The sequence below is a fragment of the Kitasatospora sp. Xyl93 genome (assembly GCF_055383135.1).
Genome location: NZ_AP029185.1, coordinates 7,587,690 through 7,605,564 on the forward strand (window position 1 = coordinate 7,587,690; position 17,875 = coordinate 7,605,564).

General features: G+C 75.4%; 16 protein-coding genes. 13 read left to right on the forward strand and 3 right to left on the reverse strand.

Annotated features, from left to right (window positions below):
• The first annotated feature begins 20 nt into the window (after positions 1-20).
• The 5 genes from pdxR to ACZ5GH_RS32940 all read left to right on the forward strand — a co-directional run bounded on the left by pdxR (position 21) and on the right by ACZ5GH_RS32940 (position 4,444).
• A complete protein-coding gene (gene pdxR, locus ACZ5GH_RS32920) occupies positions 21-1,589 on the forward strand; it encodes a MocR-like pyridoxine biosynthesis transcription factor PdxR (protein ID WP_464336104.1) in 1,569 nt (522 codons plus the stop codon).
• Between the two features lie 104 nt (positions 1,590-1,693).
• Positions 1,694-2,914 carry a glycoside hydrolase family 3 N-terminal domain-containing protein gene (locus tag ACZ5GH_RS32925; protein ID WP_464336105.1) on the forward strand — a complete coding sequence of 407 codons (1,221 nt, stop codon included), beginning with the start codon at positions 1,694-1,696 and terminating at the stop codon, positions 2,912-2,914.
• A 302-nt stretch (positions 2,915-3,216) separates the two neighbouring features.
• On the forward strand, positions 3,217-3,675 hold the full coding sequence (locus tag ACZ5GH_RS32930; protein WP_387753544.1) for a hypothetical protein: 459 nt from the start codon (positions 3,217-3,219) through the stop codon (positions 3,673-3,675).
• Positions 3,676-3,912: 237 nt separating this feature from the next.
• Positions 3,913-4,254, forward strand: coding sequence for an ArsR/SmtB family transcription factor (locus ACZ5GH_RS32935; RefSeq protein ID WP_049656769.1), 342 nt, complete (start codon positions 3,913-3,915; stop codon positions 4,252-4,254).
• Positions 4,255-4,297: 43 nt separating this feature from the next.
• The gene (locus ACZ5GH_RS32940) at positions 4,298-4,444 is read left to right on the forward strand and encodes a DUF6126 family protein (protein ID WP_387753541.1); all 147 of its coding nucleotides are present in this window, start codon (positions 4,298-4,300) and stop codon (positions 4,442-4,444) included.
• A 31-nt stretch (positions 4,445-4,475) separates the two neighbouring features.
• On the opposite strand, the gene ACZ5GH_RS32945 is transcribed toward ACZ5GH_RS32940, so the two are convergent.
• Positions 4,476-7,052: a cytochrome P450 gene (locus tag ACZ5GH_RS32945; RefSeq protein ID WP_464336106.1), complete on the reverse strand. Its 2,577-nt coding sequence runs from the start codon at positions 7,050-7,052 to the stop codon at positions 4,476-4,478.
• Positions 7,053-7,394: 342 nt separating this feature from the next.
• Here ACZ5GH_RS32945 and ACZ5GH_RS32950 point away from each other — a divergent pair, with 342 nt between their 5' ends.
• The 5 genes from ACZ5GH_RS32950 to galE all read left to right on the forward strand — a co-directional run bounded on the left by ACZ5GH_RS32950 (position 7,395) and on the right by galE (position 13,251).
• Entirely contained in the window at positions 7,395-8,159 is a 765-nt protein-coding gene (locus ACZ5GH_RS32950; RefSeq protein WP_464336107.1) for a sigma 54 modulation/S30EA ribosomal C-terminal domain-containing protein, read from the forward strand.
• Between the two features lie 52 nt (positions 8,160-8,211).
• A complete protein-coding gene (locus ACZ5GH_RS32955; protein ID WP_387753532.1) occupies positions 8,212-8,673 on the forward strand; it encodes a hypothetical protein in 462 nt (153 codons plus the stop codon).
• Between the two features lie 391 nt (positions 8,674-9,064).
• On the forward strand, positions 9,065-11,266 hold the full coding sequence (locus ACZ5GH_RS32960) for an RICIN domain-containing protein (protein WP_464336108.1): 2,202 nt from the start codon (positions 9,065-9,067) through the stop codon (positions 11,264-11,266).
• A gap of 206 nt (positions 11,267-11,472) precedes the next feature.
• Positions 11,473-12,105 (forward strand): hypothetical protein, encoded by a 633-nt coding sequence (locus ACZ5GH_RS32965; protein WP_464336109.1) that lies wholly within the window; start codon positions 11,473-11,475, stop codon positions 12,103-12,105.
• A 129-nt stretch (positions 12,106-12,234) separates the two neighbouring features.
• Positions 12,235-13,251: a UDP-glucose 4-epimerase GalE gene (galE, locus tag ACZ5GH_RS32970; protein WP_387753525.1), complete on the forward strand. Its 1,017-nt coding sequence runs from the start codon at positions 12,235-12,237 to the stop codon at positions 13,249-13,251.
• Between the two features lie 13 nt (positions 13,252-13,264).
• On the opposite strand, the gene ACZ5GH_RS32975 is transcribed toward galE, so the two are convergent.
• Positions 13,265-13,972: a lysozyme family protein gene (locus ACZ5GH_RS32975; RefSeq protein WP_464336110.1), complete on the reverse strand. Its 708-nt coding sequence runs from the start codon at positions 13,970-13,972 to the stop codon at positions 13,265-13,267.
• Between the two features lie 71 nt (positions 13,973-14,043).
• Positions 14,044-14,250, reverse strand: a complete 207-nt coding sequence (locus ACZ5GH_RS32980; RefSeq protein WP_464336111.1) for an antitoxin — start codon at positions 14,248-14,250, stop codon at positions 14,044-14,046.
• A 190-nt stretch (positions 14,251-14,440) separates the two neighbouring features.
• On the opposite strand from ACZ5GH_RS32980, the gene ACZ5GH_RS32985 reads away from it, so the two are divergent.
• From ACZ5GH_RS32985 to ACZ5GH_RS32995, 3 genes are all read left to right on the forward strand, one after another.
• On the forward strand, positions 14,441-15,136 hold the full coding sequence (locus ACZ5GH_RS32985) for a DUF6542 domain-containing protein (protein ID WP_464336112.1): 696 nt from the start codon (positions 14,441-14,443) through the stop codon (positions 15,134-15,136).
• Positions 15,129-16,775 carry an LCP family protein gene (locus ACZ5GH_RS32990; protein ID WP_464336113.1) on the forward strand — a complete coding sequence of 549 codons (1,647 nt, stop codon included), beginning with the start codon at positions 15,129-15,131 and terminating at the stop codon, positions 16,773-16,775. The genes ACZ5GH_RS32985 and ACZ5GH_RS32990 overlap by 8 nt, the downstream gene beginning before the upstream one ends.
• Before the next feature lie 128 nt (positions 16,776-16,903).
• The gene (locus ACZ5GH_RS32995) at positions 16,904-17,770 is read left to right on the forward strand and encodes a GNAT family N-acetyltransferase (protein WP_464336114.1); all 867 of its coding nucleotides are present in this window, start codon (positions 16,904-16,906) and stop codon (positions 17,768-17,770) included.
• Positions 17,771-17,875: the final 105 nt, after the last annotated feature.

The following is a 17,875-nucleotide window of genomic DNA, read 5'->3' on the forward strand; positions in this document are numbered from 1 at the left end:
CTCGCCGCCACTATGGTCCGGTGAACAGGTCCAAAGCAGAGGCATCGGGCAGGTCCAAAGAGCGGTCCGAAGAGCAGTCGGAGGAGCGGCCCGGAGCGCGGTCCGAAGGACGGCCCGAGGGGCGGCCCGCGGAGAGCGGCGCCGACTTCCTCCAGCTCGACACCGCCGACGCCCCGCCCGGCGGCCTCACCGACTGGCTCGCCCGCCGGCTGCGCGAGGCCGTCGTCGACGGGCGGCTGCCGGTCGGCGCCCGGCTGCCCGCCAGTCGGGTGCTGGCGGCCGAACTCGGCGTCTCCCGCGGGGTGGTGACCGACGCCTACCAGCGCCTCGCCGAGGAGGGGCAGGTGGCGGGCCGCGGGAGGGGCGGCACGGTCGTGGTCGCGGCCCCCGCCGTCCCCGAGGAGGCGCCGGCCGGGGAAGCGCCTCACCCGGCACCCGCGCTGTTCCGGGACGACCCCGACCCCGAGGTGTTCGACCTGCTGCGCGGCACGCCCGCCCGGATCGACCTCACCCCCGGCGTGCCCGACCTCGCCGCCTTCCCCCGCGCCGCCTGGCTGCGCGCCGAACGCGCCGTCCTCGACGGCCTCGCCGCGTCCGACCTCGGCTACGGCGACGTGCGCGGCACGCCGGCCCTGCGCCGGGCCGTCGCCCACTGGCTGGCCCGCAACCGGGGCATCCGCGCCGATCCGGACGAGGTGCTGATCGTCGCGGGTACGGCCCAGGCCCTCGCCCTGCTCGGCCGCGCCCTCGGACGGGCGGGCATCCGCGAGGCCGCGGTCGAGGACCCGGGCTCGCTCGGCGCCCGCCAGCACCTCGCCCACTGGCTCGCCGCCACGCCGCCCGTCCCGGTCGACGCCGAGGGCATCCGGGTGGACGCGCTGCGCGCCACCGGCGCCCCGGCCGTGCTGCTCACCCCCGCCCACCAGTACCCGACCGGCGTGGTGCTCGGCGGCGACCGGCGGCGCGAACTGCTGCGCTGGGCGGGCGCGGGCGGCCTGGTCGTCGAGGACGACTACGACGCCGAGCACCGCTACGACCGTCCGCCCGTCCCGGCCCTGCGCGCCGCCCTGCCGGACCGGGTCTGCTACGCGGGCAGCGTCTCCAAGCTGCTCGCCCCCGCGCTGCGCACCGGCTGGCTGCTCGTCCCGGCCCGGCTGCGGGACGCCGTCCTGGACGCCAAGCGCTTCGCCGACCTCGGCAACCCGGTGCTGCCCCAGCTGGTCCTCGCCCGGCTGATGGAGTCCGGTGACCTCGACCGCCACCTGCGGCTGCTGCGCCGTCGCCACCGCCGCCGCCGGGACGCCATGATCGCCGCCATCCGCACCCACCTGCCGGACGCCACCGTGCACGGGGCGGCGGCGGGCCTCCACCTGATGCTGACGCTCCCGGAGGAACCCGGCCGCACCGACACCGGGCTGGCCGCCGCCGCACTGGCGGAGGGGGTGAAGGTGCAGCCGCTGTCCTGGCACGCCCGGCTGCCGTACCCGCCCGGGCTGGTGCTCGGCTACGCGGCGGGCTCGGTGGCCGAGATCACCGAGGGGGTGGCGGTCCTGGGCCGGCTGGTCCGCCGCGCGTCCTCGTCCCGGTGAGGCGGCGTCGGGACATCGGATGAAACCGGCGTGGGGGGAGAGTGCCGAGCCGCCCCCGCGGGTAGGTTGACATGCCGAAGTCAAATGCCGAGCCGGGAGGCGTGATGGCCCCGTTCCGAAGTATCGCCCAGCTCGGGGTGCTGCTGGCCGTCATGGGTGCCGCGCTCGGGCCGGTTCCGCTCGGCTCGCCCGCCCCGCCGCACGGCGCTTCGAGCGCCCCGGGCACTCCGGGTGCGTCGGCGGCTCCGGGTGCGTCGGGCACTCCGGACGTTCCGGGCGCGACGAACGGGAGGGGCGCGGCGATGGCCGGCCAGGAGCAGGAGGACTCCCGGGAGCTCGCCGGGCGGCGGATCGTGCTGTCGTACTCCGGGCCGACACCGCCGGCCGGAGTGCTCCGGACGCTCCGGGAGGGGCGGGCCGCCGGGGTAATCTTCTTCGGCGAGAACGTCACCGGTCCGGAGCAGTTCGCCCAGGCGGTCGCCGACCTGAGGCAGGCCGCGGCCGAGGCGCCGCACCCGCGCACCCTGCTGCTGATGACGGACCAGGAGGGCGGCAGGATCCGCCGGCTGCCCGGCGCGCCCGAACTCTCCGCCCGCCGCGCCGGTTCGGCGGCGGACCCGGTCGGCGCGGCGGCCGCGTCCGGGGCCGGCGCCGCCCGGACGCTCGCCGACGCCGGGCTGAACCTCAACCTCGCCCCGGTGCTCGACGTCTACGACGAGCCGGACAACTTCATCGACCACTACGAGCGCTCCTACAGCCAGGACCCGGCCGAGGTGGCGGAGCTGGGCACCGCCTTCCTCACCACCCAGCAGGGTCTCGGCGTGGCCGCGACCGCCAAGCACTTCCCGGGCCTCGGCGCCGCACCCCGGGGCGGGAACACCGACGAGCGCCCGGTCACCCTGGACGTCCCGCTGTCGCAGCTGCGCACCCGGGGCGAGGGCCCGTACCGGGCGGCGATCGCGGCGGGCGTGCGGCTGGTGATGGCCTCGTGGGCGGTCTACCCCGCGCTGGACCCGGACCGCCCGGCCGGGTTCTCGCCCGCGATCATCCAGGGTGAGCTGCGCGGCCGGCTCGGCTTCGGCGGCGTGACGGTCACCGACGCCATGGAGGCCAAGGCGCTCGCCGCGTACGGCGGCACCGGAGACCGGGCGCTGGCCGCCGCCCGGGCCGGGATGGACCTGCTGCTCTGCTCCGCCCGCGACCCCCAGCAGGCCGAGGAGGCCACCGAGGCGCTGGCGGACGCCCTGGACGACGGCCGCCTGGACCGGCACGGGTTCGCCGAGGCCGTGGCCCGGGTCGACGCCTTGCGCGGCTCGCTGGGCTGAGCCGCGGCCCGGTGCCGCTCGGGCCGGTCACCGGCTGAGTGGGGAGCGGCGCGCCCGGCGGTGGTTCGGACGCGGTTCACCTGGGCTCAAGGCGGGCGTCGCCTGAGCGGGTACGGCAGTTCGACTGCTGGAAGGTGATTGCGCCATCGAAGGTCGCATTTCGGCCGAGGGTTCGATTTAAAGGGTAATCGCGGCCATGGCACAGGAATCGCATGGCAAAGTTTCTGACGTGGACCTATGAAATGTCATATGTGCCACGCCACCTGTCACAGTCCGCCCTCGTCCCTCTCCAGGAGGAACCCATGAACCGGATCGCCCGGATCGCCGCCGGCACCGTCGGCGCCGCCGCCCTGCTCTCGGCCCCCGTCCCCGCGTTCGCCGCGGCTCCGGCCGCCACCGCCACCGTCACCACCTGCGGCAGCTCCAGCCTCCAGGCCGGCCTGGCCACCTACGCCTGCGCCGACGTGACCGGTGACAGCGTCGCGATCTACGGGAAGATCGGCCTGGCGGGCCCGCCGTCCCCGGGCAGCCCGTGGCCGCCGGCGCCGAAGGAGCTGGTCACCCACCTGTCGGCCGACGTGGCCGGCGGGGCTTCGCTCGGCACCGTGAACGGCCGCACCGTGTTCCAGGTGTCCACCGTGCGGGTCGACGGCATCTCGGCCGCCGTGCCGTGCGGCTCCACCGTGCACGTGTCCTTCGAGGTCGAGGGCTTCTGGAGCGGCCAGGTGCCGGCCACGGTGAATGTGCCTGTAGTCTGCTGACGTCTCGTCACCATGACTGCCGAGCCCGGGAGTTGGCAGCGTCCCGGGCTCGGCGTTCGCATGCCCCGGCGCGGCCGCGGCCGAACGGCGGACCGCCGGGCCGGAGCCGGCCGGGGGCCGACGCACTGTGACGACTTGAAGAAATCTTCATCTGTCGCGATGATGCCTACCGGTCGCGGCATCGATTCCCGCCCGGCCGGACGACCACCGAGCCGGAACCGAGGGAGAGCGCGGACGATGCCGGTACCGCTGTACCAGGCCAAGGCGGAGTTCTTCCGCACTCTCGGCCACCCCGTCCGGATCCGCGTCCTGGAGCTGCTCCAGGACGGCCCCCGGCCGGTGCGCGAGCTGCTGGCGGAGATCGAGGTCGAGCCGTCCAACCTCTCCCAGCAGCTCGCGGTGCTGCGCCGCACCCAGCTGGTCACGGCGACCCGTGAGGGCAACACCGTGGTGTACGCGCTCAGCACGCCGGACGTCGCCGAGCTGCTGCGCGCGGCCCGCCGGATCCTGACCGAGCTGATCACCGACCAGGGCGCGCTGCTCACCGAGCTGCGCGCCCCCGGCGGTCGGCCCCGCTGAGCCGCGCCCGGCCCGTCCGCCAGATCCGAGGAGAAGCACCACCATGAGCGACAGCACCGGCGACGACAGTACGAACGAGGAGAAGCGGCGCCGCAAGGCGATGCTGATCCGCGCGGGCATCTACATCTTCGCCACGCACCTGTTCGCCGGCTTCGTGCTGCTGCTGTTCGCGCTCGGCGGCCGGAAGTAGCGGGCCGGGGGCGGGCCGCTCGCCGCCGCGCTCACCGGCGCCGCTCGCCGTCCGGCACCAGGTAGCGGTCGCTGGTGCTGGTCCAGGCCTGCACCCCGGCGACCAGCTCCCGGGTGCCGTCCAGGTACCAGCGACCGGCCGGGTGGCGGTGCAGCAGCTCGCGGCGCAGTTCCTCGCTCTCCTGCCGCAGCCGCGCCACCCGGGCGCGCACCGCGTGGACCGCCCGCAGCCGGGTGCAGCCGTGGGCCCGCTGGAGGGTGAGCACGGTGTTGAACGCGGCCCCGGCCTGCCGTTCCTCGCGCTTCAGCGAGTAGAGGTCGTTGATCAGTGTGGCGGCGTCGGCGGTGTTGGCCCGCAGCCGGTGCAGCACGGGGTCCGCGTGCAGCGCGGCCGGGGCGTCGGCGCCGTGGACCCGTTCCAGTATGTTCATGAACGGGTACAGACAACTGCCGTGCCGGCGCAGCAGCATGGTGTCCGTCAGGTCGAGGCCGAGGGCGGGGACGGTGCCGCGGGCGCGGTGGTCTGCCTCGGCGGGGAAGGTGGCCAGGCAGGCCCGCCACTCCCGGGCCGCGCGGGCCCGCCACTCGGCGGACATCGACGCGGTCTGCCGGTCCCACAACTCGCGCCAGGCGAGCAGGAGCCGACTTTCGCAGCGGCTGCCGCCGGAGGACCCGTCGAGGACCGCGACCAGCGGGTCGACCAGGGCGTGGGCCTCGCCGGGGTGGCGGCCGGGCGGGCCGTCGAAGCGGTCGTCCAGGATGGTGAACCAGCCCAGCACGTCCACCAGGAGGTCGAGTTCGGCGCCCCGCGCGCGGGGGAAGGCGTGGCCGATCAGCTCGTGCAGCGCGTAGGCGCGGTAGCGGGGCAGTTCCGACGGGGTGAGCAGGCCGCGGCGGACCACCCAGTCGGCGTGCCGGTCGGCGGCGAGCCGCAGCTCGTCGTGCGGCCGGGGGCCCGCTGGCCCGGTGGGGGCCGTGGCGGCGTCGAGGGTGCTCGCGGGGGCACTCGCGGGGGTGGTGCCGGTGAACGGGCACCGGCCCGGTGTCGGCGTGCCGGACGAGGACGGCGAGGCGAGCGGAGAAGCCGGGGAGGGCGAGGCGGCCGGGGAGGGCGAAGAGGAGGGCGACGCGCCCCCGGGTGAGGAGGCGGAATCGCCCTCGGGGGAGGCGGCCGAGGAGCCCCCGCGCGGGGAACGCGCGCCGCGCGGCGCGAGCCGTACCCGCAGGCCCTGCGCCTGGACCGTCGTCCACACCACCTCGCGGGCCCGGGCGCCCGGCACCGCCACCGGCCGCCAGCGGCGCAGGATCGCCGCGGCCGCGACGGTCAACTCGGCCCAGGCGAAGGCCTCCCCGATGCACTTGTGCTTGCCCGCCCCGAACGGCAGGAAGGACGGCCGCCCGGTTCCGCCGCCGTCCTGCCAGCGCTCGGGCCGGAAGCTCATCGGCTCCGGGTAGCGCACCGGGTCGCGGTGCAGCGCGGTGAGGCTGTACAGCAGCTCGGTGCCGGCCGGGACGCGGTACGGGCCGAGCTCGACGGGCACCTGGGCGGTGCGCATCAGGAAGGCGTTCGGCGCGTGCAGCCGCACCACCTCCTGGGTGACGCTGCGGGTGTAGGTGAGCCGGGCCAGTGCCTCGGGGGTGGGGACGCTGCCCGCGGGCAGGTGCTCGTCCAGCTCGGCGAGGATCCGGGCCTCCGCCTCGGGGTGGCGCAGCAGCTCGTCCAGCAGCCAGGTGAGCGTGGTGGAGACGGTCTCGGTGCCCGCGCCGAACATGGTGATCGCCTCGGACCGCACGTCGGCCTCGGTGAGCGGGCAGCCGGTGGCCGGGTCGGTGGCGGCGCGCAGCAGGGCGGGCAGGGTGCGCCGTCCGGCCCCGGCGCCCGCGGTGGCGGCGCGGCCGTTGACGGCCTGGTCGACCACCCGGTTGAGCACCCGCACGGCGTCGTCGAAGCGCCGGTTGACGGGCAGCGGCAGCCGGGCGAGCGCCGGGTTCGGGTAGAGGGACTGGACGATCTGGCCCTTCACCAGGTCCGGCAGCGCCCGGTGGAAGGCGACGGTGGCGTCCTCGCTGAGCCGGGCGTCGAACAGCGAGCGGGTCACGATCTCCAGCGCCAGGTGGTTCATCTCCTTGGCCACGTCGAGGACCTGGCCGGGACGCCACCGCGCGGCCCGCTCCTCGGTGACCTGCTGCATCACGGCCAGGTACTCGCCCATCCGGTCCGGGCCGAAGGCCGGCTGGATGATCCGGCGGCGGTCGCGGTGGGCCTGCCCCTCGGACATCAGCAGGCCGTCGCCGAAGGCCGTCCGGAGCGTGTCCTGGACGGCGCCGCGCGGGCAGTCGTGGGCCAGCGCGACGAGCAGGGTGTGGACCAGCCGGGCGTCGGTGACCACGCAGACGGTGCGCGGTCCGAGCCGGATCCGGACCACCCCGCCGTGACGGCCGAGCGAACCGAGGAAGCCGAGCGGGTCGCGCAGCAGGGCACCGGCGTGCCCGAGGCCGGGCAGGGCTCCGGGGGCCAGCGGGGGGACGGCGGCGCGGGCCAGCGGGGACGGGCCGGGTGCGGTTCTCGGGGGGACGATCAGCTTCCGGGTTTCGGTCAGCAGGGACATGACACTACCTCTCACCAGAGTGGCCGGCGCGGGCGATGCCGGGTGGCAGCGGCGGCCCGGCCCGGAGACGGGGGGACCGCCCAGCGCGGGCCCCGCGCGCGCCCCCGGCGGGAGGGCGCACGTTTGGCAAACGCGCCGGTTCCCCGAGCGTTGCGCCGAACGTGCGGGGATCACTCCAACGGCCGAGTGGATCGACCCTTTCGTGCGTGCTCGAAACCCCGTGTTGACCTGCGTGGATGCGTCCGTCCGGGTGGTCCCCGACCGGCCCGCGGGGCAGGGCCTTTGGACCCTCGCCGTACGGGCGTGCGAGGGACAGCATGGTGGCGGAGAAGGAGGAACCTGATGACCCGTCTGCGCCACCGGCCGGCCCTCGACGTCCGGGTGGAGATCCGCGGCGAGCTGCCGCGGGAGGACGCCGAGTACGCCCGGGTCCGGGCGCTGGCCACCGCCGCGGCGCTCGGCCCCGACGCCCACCCGCTGCGACTGCGGCTGACCCGCGTGCGGAACCGGTCGGTGGCCAGGCCCGCGCTGGCCCAGGCGGACGTCGAACTGGCCGGGGTCGGGCCGGTCCGGGTGCAGCTGGCCACCGGCACCGCCCGGGAGTCCGTCGACCTGGTCCTCGGCACGCTGGCCGGGAGGGCCGTCCGGCTGCGCGAGCAGGGCGACATCGGCTTCGCCGCCTCGTACGAGAGCGCCTACCGCCCGCAGTTCGCCGACCGTCCGCTCGCCCAGCGGCGGATCGCCCGCCACAAGGCGGTGGTGCCCGCCCGCCGCACCCCCGAGCAGGCGGAGTTCGAACTGTTCGCCCTCGACCGGCGGTTCCACCTCTTCGCGGACGCCGCGACCGGGCGGGACAGCCTGGTCCACCGCTGCTCCCCGGGCGGCGCGGTGGAGCGGTGCGCGGCGGGCACCGGCGCGATGCCGCCGCTCGACCTCGCCGAGGCGGCTCGCCGACTCTGGCTCACCGGCCGCCCGTTCGTCGGCTGGACCGACCCCGGCGACCACCGGGCGCGGGTGCTCTACCGCCGGTTCGACGGCCACTACGGCCTGATCGCGCCGGTAACGGACGGCCGGATCGGGGCAGGAACCCCCTCGGCACAGGACTGACACCGCGGCGCGACGACCACACCACGAACTCTCCACGACAGGGGCCGGAACCATGGACTGCGACGAGGTCATGCTGACCGTCCGGATCACCGCCGCCGAGCGCGCGCTGCTGCGCGAACTCGCCCGCGGGCACGGCGGCGACGTCTCCGACGTGGCGGTGGACGGACTGCTGGAGGTCATCCCCGCGCTGCACGACGACGCCTGCGTCCTGCCGCTGCTGCGGGTGCTGGCCGGGCCGGCGCCCTTCGCGCTCACCCTCTGGCTGCCGGCTCCGGTCGCGGACCTGCTGCCGCTGCTCGGTGAGCGGCTCGTGCGGACCGGCGGTCCCGCGGCCGGGCCGGCCAGTGCCGCGCTCTCGGCGGCCCTGCGGCTCTGGCTCGCCGGGGACCGGGCCGCCCTGGCGGCCGGGCTGGCGCGGTTGCACGGTGGCTGTGGCGCGGGCGCGGTGGCGGTGATCAGGCCCGGGGAGCGCCCGGCGGCCGCCGCGGCGGAGCCGGTGAAGCTCGCGGCCTGATCCTCGGGCGTTACCTGACGGACCGTCATATGCCTGTCGGATATGGCATGTCCGGGGCGGAAAGTCTCCTGGTCAGGGCACTGGTCAGGGCCCGTCGACGGGTCTAGCATTCCGTCACGGCCGACGCAGTCACCTGCCCCGGGACTCCGGCCGGGTGGCCGCCACCACCCCTGCCGGGGAGCGCGCACCCCCCGATCGCGCTCCCCGGCTCCACCCTGCCCGGAATCCTCTTCGGCCGGCCTCGGCGCGCCCCTGTCCGGTCGAACGGTCCGGCGAATTCCGCAAGAGGTTTCTGTTATTCCCGGCCACCCCTCCCGCTCTCCGGAGTGTCGGAAGGTCCGAGCCCCCCGCACCACAGGGGCACGGACCGTCGCACGAGGAGAGGAACGCGATGGGACACCGGAGCAGCGGGCTTCGGCGGCGCAGGAGCCGCAGGCTCACCCGCAGGAGCGCCCTGGTCGCCGTGGCGGTGGCGGCCGGGCTGGTGGCGGGGACGCTCGGCATCAGCACCGCGCTGGAACCGGCCGCCGTGCACGGCGCCGCCACGGCCGCGGACGCCGCCGCCGGCCGTACGGGCTCGCAGGCCGGGCTGGTCGAGGACGACGGGTCGGGGGAGACCGGCACCGCCGAGGGGGCCACCCGGGCGCCCGCCCCGAAACGGGACGAGAAGGCCGCCCCGCTCACGGCGATACCCAAGGACCAGCCCGAACGCGGGCTGGTCTACGCGGGGTTGAGCCTGCCGAGCAGCGACCGCTGCGGCGGCACCCTGGAGGTCACCGGCAGCACCCAGTGCAGCCACGGGCCGGACGTGCCGCCCAAGGGCGTGGACATCCGCCAGGACGTCCCGCCGGTCGCGGGCCCGGCCGGCCAGGCGCCCGCGCCCACCCCCGCCGCCGGTGCCCAGGCGCCCGCCGCCGCAGACTTGTTGAAGGGGGCCCCGCCCGTCCTCGACGTCACGCAGCGAGCCCTGCTGGACGGCACCGGCAGTGCCGCCGCCGACCCCGCACCGGCCGCGCCCGCCGGGACGAAGCTGGTCTGCGAGGGAGACGGCAGCGGCGGCAACCGGGTCCAGGTGGTCTACGTGCACGGCCCCGGCAACGACCGCTACGACCGGTACCTGTCCTCGTTCAAGAAGTGGGCCGCCGACGTCGACGTCATCTACAACGCCAGCGCCGCCGAGACCGGCGGGGAGCGGCACGTCCGCTTCGTCACCGAACCCGACTGCACCGCCTCGGTGTTGAACGTGCAGATCTCGGACGCCGAGATCCAGGACTTCAACGCGGGCAACCGCGCCCTGGCCGCGCAGGGGTTCAACCGCAAGGACCGCAAGTACATGATGTTCACCGACGCCAAGGTGTACTGCGGCATCGGAACCTTCGCCGGCGACGAGCGCCCCGGTCAGGACAACCTCAGCAACTTCGGCCCCTCGTACGGCCGGACCGACGCCGGCTGCTGGGGCGGCAGCACCGCCGCGCACGAACTCGGGCACAACCTCGGCGCGGTGAACAACAGCTCCCCCAACTCCAGCAAGGCCGGGCACTGCACCGACGAGTGGGACGTCATGTGCTACTCGGACGCCCCGAACTACCCGTCGATGCGGACCGTCTGCCCGGACCGCGCCCAGGACGAACGGCTGGACTGCCGCCACGACGACTACTACAACACCGCGCCCGCGCCCGGCAGTTACCTGGCGACCCACTGGAACGTCGCGAGCAACCGCTTCCTCATCGCCGGCGGCGGGAACGGCGGCGGCACCGGGCCGAGCCCGACGCCCACCCCGGGCGGAACGGCCACGCCGACCCGCACGCCGACGGCCTCCCCGACACCCACCGGCGGCCCCACCGCCACCCCGACCGCCACGCCGACCGGCACCCCGTCGCCGACCGCGACCCCGACCCGGGGGAACGGCGGCCCCGAGGTGGCCATCAGCCAGATCACGCCGAATTCCGTCGTCCTGAGCTGGCCGGCCGCATCCGCCGCCGCCGGCTACGACGTCCTGCTGAACGGCCAGGTGATCGGTACCGTCCGGGCCACCGTGGTCCGCCTGGTCCACCTCGCGCCCGCCACCTCGTACACCGTGGCCGTCGCCGTCCGCGACGCCGCCGGGGCGGTGGGCCGTCCGGGCGCCCCCGCCACCTTCCGCACCGCCGCGGACCCCGGGCGCCCGCAGCCGGACGCGCGCTACACCCTGGTCAACGGTCTCACCGGCCAGGCCGCCGACCTGTGGGGCAGCTCGCTGAACGACGGCACGGTGGCCATCGCCTACCAGCGCACCGGCTACGCGAACCAGAAGTGGCGCTTCGAGGACGCCGGCGACGGCGCGGTGCGGATCAGGTCCGCGCGCTCCGACAAGTGCCTCCAGCCCGGCGGCGCGGCCGTCCCGGGCCAGTACGTCGCCCAGCAGCCGTGCTCCGACACGGCCGCGCAGAAGTGGCGACTCACCGCCGCGGGCGGTGGGTTCACCCTGACCGCGGACGGCGGAGCGCTGGTGCTCGGGATCGGCGAGCGGTGGTACTACGGCGGCCGGCTGCTGGAGCTGCAGCAGCCGAACGGCTCGCCTTACCAGAACTGGTCGCTGTCGAAGACCTCGTGAGCGGTTCGGGGTAAGGCTGTTCCCGTGAGTCCGTGAAACCGGTCGGCCCGTACGCCGGCCGACCCTTCGACCCGAGCCGCCGACGCCCGCGGGCCCCAGGACCCCGTGGGCCCCAGGTCCGTCGCGTCGGGAACGGCCGCCGCCCACCCGGTGGCGGCCGTTCCCGGCGTCCCCGCCCCCCACACCTGCCCCGAGGACCCTCCCGCATGCGAACCCGCCCCCACCTCACCGCCCTCGCCCTCACCGCCGCGGCCGTGCTCGCCGCCGCCGCACCCGCCGCCGCCCACGGCGACAGCGTCCACCTGGACGTCACCGGGCAGCAGAACGGCCGCGTCAGCACCGTCGCCACCTGGGAGAACGACCACGACCCGGTGACCGGTGAGTTCGCCGGCACGCTCTCCGCGACGGCCTCCGACGGCCGCGCCGTCGGCCCCTGGCGGCTGGTCACCGTCCCCGGCCGGCCAGGGACGTACACCACCCGGGAGATCCTGCTTGTCGGGCACTGGCGGGTCACCGTGGACTGTGCCTTCCCCGCCCTCGGACACGGCGAGCGCGAGCTCGACGTCGACACCGTCGTGATCGACGACCCGGTGCCCCAGGGGACGGCGGCCTCGCCGCTGCCCGAGACGCCGCGGCCCGTCGAGGCGGCACCCGCCCCGCTCCGGGAGCCCGCCGGAGGGGCGGGGACCACCGCCGCCCCCGTCGCCGCCCGGGCGGCCTCGTCCGGCCGCGACCGCGCGACCACCTCCGACGCCACCACCTGGGCGGCCATCGGCACCGCCGCGGCGGCCGTCGTCCTGGTCGCCACCGGGCTCTGGCTGCGCCGCCACCGCGGCTGAGCCGCCCGGAACCGCCCGCCGGGTGCGCGCGCACGCCCCCGGCGCGGAACCGGCCGGGTGCGAACCGACGTCCCTTCCGGTCACCGGGCGCCACCGGGCGCCCGGCCGACCGTGAGGGAGCATCCGCGCATGAAGAAGGTCCTGATCACCGGTGGCGCGGGATTCATCGGCAGCACCGTGGCCTCCGCCCTGCTCGACCGGGGGATCACCCCGGTCGTGCTGGACGACCTCTCCCGGGGACGCGCCGAGTTCGTCGCGGACCGGATCTTCTACCGGGGCGACATCGCCGACGCCGCCCTGCTCGCCCGGATCTTCGCCGAGCACCCCGACATCGACGCCACCGTGCACTGCGCCGCGAAGATCGTCGTACCGGAGTCGGTGGCCAAGCCGCTGTACTACTACCGGGAGAACGTCGCCAAGACCGTCGAACTCCTGGACGCCCTCCAGCGCCACGGCTGCACCCGGGTCGTCTTCAGCAGCTCCGCCTCGATCTACGCCCCCACCCCCGACGCCCGGGTGGACGAGAGCAGCCCGGTCGACGCCGGCAGCCCGTACGCGCGCACCAAGCAGATGATGGAGCAGGTCCTCCAGGACTGGACCCGGGGCGAGGGCGCCGAGCGGCAGCGCGTCATCGCCCTGCGCTACTTCAACCCGATCGGCGCCGACCCGCAGCTGCGCACCGGCCTCCAGGACCTCCACCCCACCCACGCGCTCGGCAAGCTGATCGAGGCGCACACCACCCGCACCCCGTTCACCGTGACCGGCACCGACTGGGCGACCCGCGACGGCTCCGGCATCCGCGACTACGTCCACGTCCAGGACCTCGCCGAGGCGCACGTCGCGGCGCTGCTGCGGTTCGACGAGGTGATCGCCCCGGGCGTGGCGGACCGCTACCGGGTGATCAACGTCGGCACCGGCGACGGGACCACCGTGCGGGAGCTGATCGCCGCCTTCGAACAGGCCGTCGGCACCAGCCTGGACGTCCGGGAGGCCGGCCCGCGGCCCGGGGACGTGATCGGCTGCTACGCCGTCGTGGACACCGCGCGGGACCTGCTCGGCTGGCAGCCGCGGCGCGGCATCGCGGAGGGGGTCGCCGACGCGCTGGCCTGGCGGCGGGTCTGGTCCGCCCGGATCGGCGTCAGCTGACCACCGGACGGCGTCACTTGACGGCCTCGCCGGACTTCGACCAGTTGTCGCGCAGCCGGTCGAGGTAGGACTGCGCCTGGGAGCCGATCCTGACGCCCCGGGCGAAGGCCAGCATGTTGCCCGCGCCCGCGTTGTAGCCGAGGGCGACCAGTTCGTCCCGGCTGAGCGGCACGCCCGGGCGCGCGGGCAGTTGCCCGGCGAGGTCGTGCAGGTGCCAGGCGGCCGCCTGGATCGCCAGGTTCCGGTCGTCCGGGAGCTCCTCCCACTGCCGGGAGGCGAAGGGGCGGCCGGGCCTGGTGTCCTCGAAGGCGGCCCGGTGCATGTTGGCGATCCCGAAGGAGGCGTCCGGCTTGCCGCGCTGCCAGGCGCGTTCGAGTTCGGGGTCGTGCGGCTTGTACGCCTCGTTGTAGAGGATCGCCATCAGCAGTTGCGGGCTGACCCCGGCCTCGGCGGCGTACTGGCGCACCGGCGCCGCGTAGTCGGCCGGGTCGTAGCGGCCCGAGGGCTTCGACGGCTTCGGCGCGTTCGGCGGCGTCGCGGAGGAGCCGGCCGACGGTGCGGCGCCCGAACCGGGGCCGGACGGGGCGGTGGCGGTCGGGGAGGGGCCGGCGGAGGCCGCGTCGTCGTGGCCGTTGCCGCGGACCAGGCCCAGCCCGGCCACCACGACGACGCCGATCACCAGCCAGCGTCCCGGGCCGGACCCCTTCTTGTCCTCACTCACCGCTGCCGCCCCTCCCCGTTCGCCCGTGCGCTCGTTCGACCGCCGCGCGGCTGATCGTGCCCTGCGGCAGGTTACTCGGCGGCCTTCCGGTCGCCGTCGAGGTTGCGCAGGAAGTCCTTCGCCTTCTCGACGCCGGTGTCGATCTGCCCGCTGTACTTGCCGTCCGTGCGGCCGTCGATCGCGTCGCCGACCTTGTCCAGGCCCTGCCCGATCACGTCGCCGTGCTCGCGGGCGAGGTCGGTGGCCTTGCCCGCGAGGTTCTTCAGACTCTCAAACATGGTGACGCTCTGCTCCTCTGATGCGTTCCTGATGGTGTGCCGACGTGGGCGGGGGATCACGAACCATCCTAACGACGGCCCACCGGGCGGTTCGTCGCTGCCGGGTGACAGCGGATGACTTTGCTGAAATGGGTTGTATGCTCCAGCCCATCTTCTACAGTGATGTAGAGGCCGATCGAGGGAAGTGCGCATGGCCGGTCAGCGGGCGAGAACTCCGTACCAGGACGCGGGACCGCGCACCGAGGACCGCGCCGTGCCCGTCCAGCTCCCGTGGGCGGTCGGCGTGGTGCGCGGGCCGGCCGCCGGTGTCCCCGTGAACCTCGCCGGTGCCCCCGGGACTCCCGTCGGCACCCTCGGGAACCCCGCCGGTGCCCCCGGGGCTCCCGTCGGCCCCGGCGCGCCCCGGCAGGCCCGGGCGCCGCGCCCCGGAGCCGCCCGCCGTCGCCAGCAGGCGCGCCGGCGCGGCGGGGCGGCGACCGCGCTCTCGGCGGTCGGACTGCCGCTGCTCGGGGCGGTCGCGGACGAACTCGACGGGCCGGGCGTCGGACTCCTCTTCACGGTGGGCTCGGTGCTCGGGACGGCGGCCGCGGCGCTGCTGTGCGGCCGGGCCGGCCGGTGGTGGGTGGTGACGGCCGCTCCGGTCGTGGTGCTGCTCACCGCCTCGGGCGTCGAGTACCTGGCGCACCCCGGGAACTACCAGGGGAAGAACCTCGGCACCGGCGCCCTGCGCTGGGTGGTCGGGGCGTTCCCGGTGATGGCCGCGGCCGTGGCGGTGGCGCTCGCGGTGGTCGCGGTCCGCGCAGTACCGGCCCGCCGCCGACCGGCGCCGGAGCGCCGACGAACCGGCAGGACGGCGGCCCCGGCCGGGAGGGGCCGCCGTGACTGAGCGCGGCAGCGGCCGTACCCGCGGCCGCCGTCAGCGCGGCCGACGCGGCCGTGCCCCGCGCCGCGGCACCGACCCGCTGACCGTCGCCGGGCGCACCCTGGCCTGCACCGTCTCGGCCGCCGTGCTCGGGGCCAGCGGCTTCACCTGGTACGAGTACCGCAGCCTGGACGACGGCATGATCAAGTCCAGCGCGCTGAGCGAGGCCAGGAAGAACGCCCCGCCGCACCTCGACAAGTCCGTCAACCTGCTGCTGATCGGCCTGGACAGCCGCAAGGACATGGACGGCAACGACCTGCCCAAGCAGTTCGTGGAGGCCGAACTCCACGCCGGCTCCAGCGCGATCGGCGGCTACAACACCAACGCCCTGATCGTGCTGCACATCCCGGCCAACGGCGGCAAGGTCACCGCGCTCTCCGTCCCGCGCGACGACTACGTCCAGACCGTCGGCGCGGACGGGAGGATGCACAAGATCAAGGAGGCGTACGGCATCGCCAAGGAGGCCGCCGAACAGAAGCTGGCGGGCAAGGGGCTCTCCAAGGCGGCGGTGGAACGGCACAGCCGCGAGGCCGGCCGCTCGGCCACCATCCAGACCGTGCAGAGCCTCCTGGACGTCCCGATCGACCACTTCGCGGAGGTGAACCTGATCGGCTTCTACGACATCGCCAAGGCCGTCGAGCCGATCCAGGTCTGCCTCAACCACCCGGTGGACGACCCGATCACCGCCCGGACCGCCACCCACGAGGGCGGCGGCACCGGCCTCAGGCTCCCGGCCGGGATCAGCTCCCTCACCGCCGCGCAGGCGCTCTCCTTCGTCCGCCAGCGCCACCACCTCGCCAACGGCGACCTCGACCGCACCCACCGGCAGCAGGCCTTCCTCTCCTCCGTCGAGTACAAGCTCAAGCAGCAGGGCATCCTGAACGACCTCGGGCAGATGCAGAAGCTGTTCGCGGTGGTGAAGAAGGACGTGGTCATCGACAACGAGTGGAACATCCTCGACTTCGCCCAGCAGGCGCCCAACCTGACCGGCGGCAACGTGGAGTTCAACACCCTGCCGATCAGCGGCTTCAAGACCGTCGGCGGGCAGGAGGTCAACACCGTCAACCCGGAACTGATCCGGAAGATCGTCCGGCAGCTCTTCAACCACGAGCCGATGCCGCCCGTACCGGCCGCGACGCCCGGGGACGCGCCGGGCGAACCGGCCCCGTCGCCCACCGCCGGCCCGAGCTCGGCGGCCGGGACGGCGGTGGTCGACGTCAACGCGGCCGCGGGCGCGGGGGCGGCGGCCGACGAGTCCAGGGCACTGGCCGAACTCGGCTACCAGACGGGCCGGATCGACGACGCCCCGGCCAGGACCCGGGCCACCACGGTGGCGTACGGATCCGGGGCCAGGGCGGACGCGCAGCAGCTCGCCGCCCGCTACGGGGTGAACGCCGTCTTCTCGACGGCCGTACCCGCCGGCCGCATCCGGCTCACCCTGGCCGTCTCCCGCCCCCCGAGCCCGACGGCCGTCCCGTCGGCGGCGTCGTCGGCGGCGTCGTCGGCCGCGCCGTCCGTGGGCGACCCGTCCGCCGACCCGGCGGCCGGACTGCCGATGCAGGGGCCGGCCGTGAAGGCCGGCGGGATCCCCTGCGTGGACTGAGCCGCCCGCGCGCGGCGGTCGGCCCCGGACCGGAGAGCCGGCCGCAAGCCCCGGCGGAAGCCGTCACCGCGGCGGCCGGGCGAAATCGGGATGCGGCCGGTCGCCACGATGGGGTGGGATGCGGGGACATGACGATCGTTTTGAACGAACCCGGCGTCGACGGGCTGACCGGGGCCGTGGACGCGCTCCGCGCGTGGCAGGACGACCGGACGCCGCTGCAACTCCACCCGGGGGATCTCGGCTGGGCCTGGGCGCTGGGCGCGAAGAGGCTCGCCGCGGCCGTCCGCACCTGGAGCGCGGACGGGCGGATCGTCGCCGTCGGCTACCTGGACGGCCCCGACGTGCTGCGCCTGACGACCGCGCCGGACCTGCGACAGGACGAGGACCTGGCCCGTCGGTTGGCGGCGGACCTCGATGATCCGGCGCGCGGGGTCCTGCCGCCCGGGAAGGTCGGCCTGGAGGTCCCCGACGGCGCACGCCTCCGTGAGGTCCTCGCGGAGGCGGGCTGGCAGCCGGACGAGCCGTGGACGCCGTTGCGCCGCGACCTCTCCGAGCCGGTGGAGGGCTCCGGCCTGCGGATCGAGGTGGCCGGTCCCGAGACGGCGGAGGTGCGCACCGCGGTGCACCGCTCGGCGTTCGGCAGCCCGAGGTTCACCGAGGAGGTCTGGCACGTCCTCGCCGCCGGACCGGTCTACGCCGACGCCCGCTGCCTGATCGGCTACGACGACCGGGGCGACGCGGTGGCCGCGGTGACGGTCTGGTCGGCCGGTCCCGGTCGGCCGGGCCTGCTGGAGCCGGTGGGCGTCCACGCCGACCATCGCGGACGCGGCCACGGGGCCGCGATCTGCGTCGCCGCCGCTGCCGCGCTTCGGGGCATGGGGGCGTCGAGCGCGCTCGTCTGCACCCAGAGTTCGAACACCGCCGCCGTCGCCACCTACCGGGCGGCAGGGTTCGAACCGTCGCCCGAGCGCCTGGACCTCGGCCGACCCGCCTGACGACGTCCAGGCGGCGGTACCCCGGTGCGGTCGTGCCGGGCGAGCCGCCGGCGCGGTCGAGGCCTGGGCGGGAACGGGAGGACCGGCGGGTGCGCGGCGTCATCG

Coding starts and splice junctions, on each gene's coding strand:
- ACZ5GH_RS32925 (WP_464336105.1), top strand. CDS start 1,694: ATGGCCCCGTTCCGAAGTATCGCCCAGCTCGGGGTGCTGCTGGCCGTC.
- ACZ5GH_RS32930 (WP_387753544.1), top strand. CDS start 3,217: ATGAACCGGATCGCCCGGATCGCCGCCGGCACCGTCGGCGCCGCCGCC.
- ACZ5GH_RS32935 (WP_049656769.1), top strand. CDS start 3,913: ATGCCGGTACCGCTGTACCAGGCCAAGGCGGAGTTCTTCCGCACTCTC.
- ACZ5GH_RS32940 (WP_387753541.1), top strand. CDS start 4,298: ATGAGCGACAGCACCGGCGACGACAGTACGAACGAGGAGAAGCGGCGC.
- ACZ5GH_RS32945 (WP_464336106.1), bottom strand. CDS start 7,052: ATGTCCCTGCTGACCGAAACCCGGAAGCTGATCGTCCCCCCGAGAACC.
- ACZ5GH_RS32950 (WP_464336107.1), top strand. CDS start 7,395: ATGACCCGTCTGCGCCACCGGCCGGCCCTCGACGTCCGGGTGGAGATC.
- ACZ5GH_RS32955 (WP_387753532.1), top strand. CDS start 8,212: ATGGACTGCGACGAGGTCATGCTGACCGTCCGGATCACCGCCGCCGAG.
- ACZ5GH_RS32960 (WP_464336108.1), top strand. CDS start 9,065: ATGGGACACCGGAGCAGCGGGCTTCGGCGGCGCAGGAGCCGCAGGCTC.
- ACZ5GH_RS32965 (WP_464336109.1), top strand. CDS start 11,473: ATGCGAACCCGCCCCCACCTCACCGCCCTCGCCCTCACCGCCGCGGCC.
- galE (WP_387753525.1), top strand. CDS start 12,235: ATGAAGAAGGTCCTGATCACCGGTGGCGCGGGATTCATCGGCAGCACC.
- ACZ5GH_RS32980 (WP_464336111.1), bottom strand. CDS start 14,250: ATGTTTGAGAGTCTGAAGAACCTCGCGGGCAAGGCCACCGACCTCGCC.
- ACZ5GH_RS32985 (WP_464336112.1), top strand. CDS start 14,441: ATGGCCGGTCAGCGGGCGAGAACTCCGTACCAGGACGCGGGACCGCGC.
- ACZ5GH_RS32995 (WP_464336114.1), top strand. CDS start 16,904: ATGACGATCGTTTTGAACGAACCCGGCGTCGACGGGCTGACCGGGGCC.